This window comes from Microcoleus sp. T2B6 (assembly GCF_036700475.1).
Lineage (GTDB): Bacteria > Cyanobacteriota > Cyanobacteriia > Cyanobacteriales > Microcoleaceae > Microcoleus.
The window spans coordinates 1-3,262 of record NZ_JAUBOZ010000219.1; the positions used below are offsets into that span (position 1 = coordinate 1).

5 protein-coding genes are annotated in these 3,262 nt (G+C 56.8%); 4 read left to right on the forward strand and 1 reads right to left on the reverse strand.

The genetic code is table 11. The features are described 5' to 3' along the window. Positions 1-488 precede the first annotated feature (488 nt). Both QUA00_RS36405 and QUA00_RS36410 read left to right on the forward strand, forming a co-directional pair. Positions 489-824, forward strand: a complete 336-nt coding sequence (locus QUA00_RS36405) for a hypothetical protein (protein ID WP_332986655.1) — start codon at positions 489-491, stop codon at positions 822-824. 95 nt (positions 825-919) lie between these two features. After that, complete coding sequence (locus QUA00_RS36410) at positions 920-1,234, forward strand: hypothetical protein (protein ID WP_332986653.1); 315 nt, start codon at positions 920-922, stop codon at positions 1,232-1,234. Between the two features lie 121 nt (positions 1,235-1,355). Here the strand turns inward: QUA00_RS36410 and QUA00_RS36415 are convergent, their stop codons facing one another. Next, positions 1,356-1,478 carry a hypothetical protein gene (locus QUA00_RS36415; RefSeq protein ID WP_332986652.1) on the reverse strand — a complete coding sequence of 41 codons (123 nt, stop codon included), beginning with the start codon at positions 1,476-1,478 and terminating at the stop codon, positions 1,356-1,358. Positions 1,479-1,714: 236 nt separating this feature from the next. Here QUA00_RS36415 and QUA00_RS36420 point away from each other — a divergent pair, with 236 nt between their 5' ends. Further along, positions 1,715-2,059, forward strand: a complete 345-nt coding sequence (locus QUA00_RS36420) for a hypothetical protein (RefSeq protein ID WP_332986651.1) — start codon at positions 1,715-1,717, stop codon at positions 2,057-2,059. Positions 2,060-2,147: 88 nt separating this feature from the next. Continuing rightward, positions 2,148-2,408 carry a hypothetical protein gene (locus QUA00_RS36425; RefSeq protein ID WP_332986650.1) on the forward strand — a complete coding sequence of 87 codons (261 nt, stop codon included), beginning with the start codon at positions 2,148-2,150 and terminating at the stop codon, positions 2,406-2,408. Positions 2,409-3,262 lie beyond the last annotated feature (854 nt).

The window sequence follows — 3,262 nt, forward strand, 5'->3', positions numbered from 1 at the left end:
GCGGACGTTCGCACCGCCATCAGGCGAAAATTATTGGCTGCGGCGACGCTCACGCCGCTTAACACCGACGTTAGGCAGCAAACCAGGCAATGCCGCACTTCAAGGTAACTCTTTCAGGACAGGGCATCGATCTGCCTCTCGGAAGCACGTCGTCTGTAGGCTTCTTCACAACCCGGCTTGTCCGCGCCGCCGACTTGGCGAGCGCTGAGGATCTCGCGAGAGAGTTGGTTTTGTCGGACTGGCGGACAGGCGGCCCCTACGCCGAGAGCAATCGCGGTGCACTCCCCACCTTGGCAATTGAGCAGTCGTTCGCAGTCGGCTGGGTCGCTGGCACATTCGGTCGCAGGCCATCCGGCTACACGTTCTATCGGCAAGACGACTAAACTGCTGCCTAACAGTTCGCTCAAGCGGACCAATCAATCGCTTCGCGATTGATGTGGCCGCTTAGCTCCAGCGTTAGGCGCTCCATGTCCACGAAATCCGTCGCAATGATGTTTGAGTACTTCAAGACCTGCGCGGATGGCGTCAATGGCTTGGTTCTTTCCGAGCCCAATCTGGATTCGTTTGGTAGCACCGCCGTTCGCGTGGCAAGCCGACAAGCCCAGCTCAAGTTGGCGTGGAGCGGGGAACAAGAGCGATTGTCCCTGCACATCACCCACGGTCCAGACGACGCCCCGTGCTCAGCTGGTTGGCTAGAGCTTGCCTCCGCTTCTTGTCCAGAAGGGAAACTTGCTGAGGCAATCAACGAGGCAGGGGATTTCTCAGACTCTATCGTTTACGGTTTTGAGCTCATGTTTCACAACAGCTCACAAGGTGGCGCTTAAGCGACATGCTTTTGCGCCTAACAAATCGCTCAAGCGGACAGATCAATCGCTTCGCGATTGATGCTGCCGCTTAGCTCCAGCGTTAGGTGGTCGGCATGGATGCAGCTTTCTTCGTTCTCGGGACATCGTTCGCGCTGCACCTCGGGGCGGTCGCAATCCTGCGTATGCAGGCGTCAGGTGACGAGCAACTTTCGTCCGAGCTATTCGCGCTCCCTATCGCCGCCCACCATACGCAACAGGCAATTCGGTTGCTGTCGCTTTCCCACTGCCTCCCGTGGCGGCCTACTCCGGCGTCAGTTGTCGCTGCGCCGGTGTCTGTGTGGGCAACCTTCATGGTTGCACGCTGGTCTGCTGTATTTCTCTTCCTCGGCGCGTGCAGTTTCTTCGCCATCCCGTTTTTGAATGTGTAGGGCCGCGCCGGTGCTAGAGTTCCACCTAACTACTCGCTCAAGCGGACCAATCAATCGCTTCGCGATTGATGTGGCCGCTTAGCTCACGCGTTAGGCCATGCAGAACTCGCCACTTCTCGACTCAGTGCTTAATCCCGGAGTCATCGCTTTGTGCATGAGCGTTGGCTTCGTCTACTGCGTGCTTGTCGTTGTTGCTGCGTTGTTCCAACCAAAACTGCTTTCTGGCTCGGCATTTCAGGTTCACCTCCGTTTGCCATGGGCATCGCGGCCAATGGGTCGTTTCGGTTCCCTTCTGGTCGGTGCGCTTATGGCCTTTGTCTTTGGCAGAGTCCTATACACAAAGGTCATTCCCGAGTTTCTTGCGTGGTGGTAAGTGCGGCATCCTGCGTGCATCATTTGGCCTAACATTTCGCTCAAGCGGACCAATCAATCGCTTCGCGATTGATGTGGCCGCTTAGCTCCAGCGTTAGGGGCACACGGATGAACCTTCTTCGCAAGATGCGTGATCGGTTCGCGCAGTCAACTAAACCTGCGTGGGACACGATCTGTGTGACGGACTCGGGCTTTGTTTCAGGAGACGCGTCCGTAGCTTGGGGGTCGCTCACCAAGATCGCGGCATTCAAGAAGGACTCCGTCACCTTCGACGACGTTTGGTTTGAGTTCTCAGTTGGGCCAAACAAGGTGTTGGTGTGCGAGGAGCAGCCTGGCTTTGCCGAGCTTCTTGCCGGGATCAAAGCACGGTTCCCGTCCGTCGACGGTTGGGAGCAAAAGGTGGTCCAGCCAGCGTTTGCCGAGAACTACACGGTGCTTTATGTTGGCCCCTAACTACTCACTCAAGCGGACCAATCAATCGCTTCGCGATTGATGTGGCCGCTTAGTTCAGGCGTTAGGTGCACAACTTGGAGGTCCTCGTATGTCTGGAAGTGATGTGATCAAGATTTCCGCGGCGCTGCGCGGAGAGGGAAAGTTTCGCGAAGCTATCGATACGGTCAAGGCTCAGCTTGGAACCATTTCCGAGGATGCGCGCTTGAACGCCAACCTCGAAATCTTCTACGCAGCAAAAGAGGCAGGATTCACGGATGAGGCTTGCGAGTACGCTAAGAAAGTGCTCGCAGATGATCCGGATGTTCCAAGCCCGAAGGAGTTCTTGGCGTCGCGCGGCATTGGCACCTAACTACTCGCTCAAGCGGACCAATCAATCGCTTCGCGATTGATGTGGCCGCTTAGCTCCAGCGTTAGGCACATGCGGCGCATCCTGATCTCGGCAATCGCGATACTTCTCGTTGCTTGCTCCGGAGTCTCCGAGCAGGAGGCGCGCACGATTGCTTATGAGCGTCTCATGTCGCTAGATTCAGGCCCGGCACTTCGGGGCGAGGCCCTCTTGAGCGGCCTTAGTCTCGATTCAAACTCGGATGGCACTTACCTTTTCACCATCAAGGATCACGGCACTGAGATGTGGTGGGCAGTCACCGTACTGCCCAATGGCAGTTCAGAGCTTTCGAGGATGCCTCTTGATGAGCAAGACTAAGTGCCTAACTACTCGCTCAAGCGGACCAATCAATCGCTTCGCGATTGATGTGGCCGCTTAGCTCAGACGTTAGGCCCTATGTCCGCCCATCTATCTCGCGAAGACTATGTCTCGGAGTGCCGGCAAAGGTCGGTAGCCATATGCCTTGGCATTCTCTCAGGGACCACGCACGTACTTGAGGGCTGCCACACGCTTGCGTCACTTAGATTTGAGGTCCAAGTTGCCGACAGCGACGAAGACTTCAATGTTTTCGCAGCAATCTCATCAGAGACTGATGCGCTCCCTGTTGGGGCCGTTCGGACGCATTGGGCGCCCGAAGCGCTTGCGCGCCTCCAGCCTGAGATCGATGCTGCAGTTTCCTGGGCGCTGCCACTCGCGATCCCGGCATGCACGTCGATCGTTCAGCGGTTCGGGCCTAACATTTCGCTCAAGCGGACCAATCAATCGCTTCGCGATTGATGTGGCCGCTTAGCTCCAGCGTTAGGCGGTTGGTTCTACGG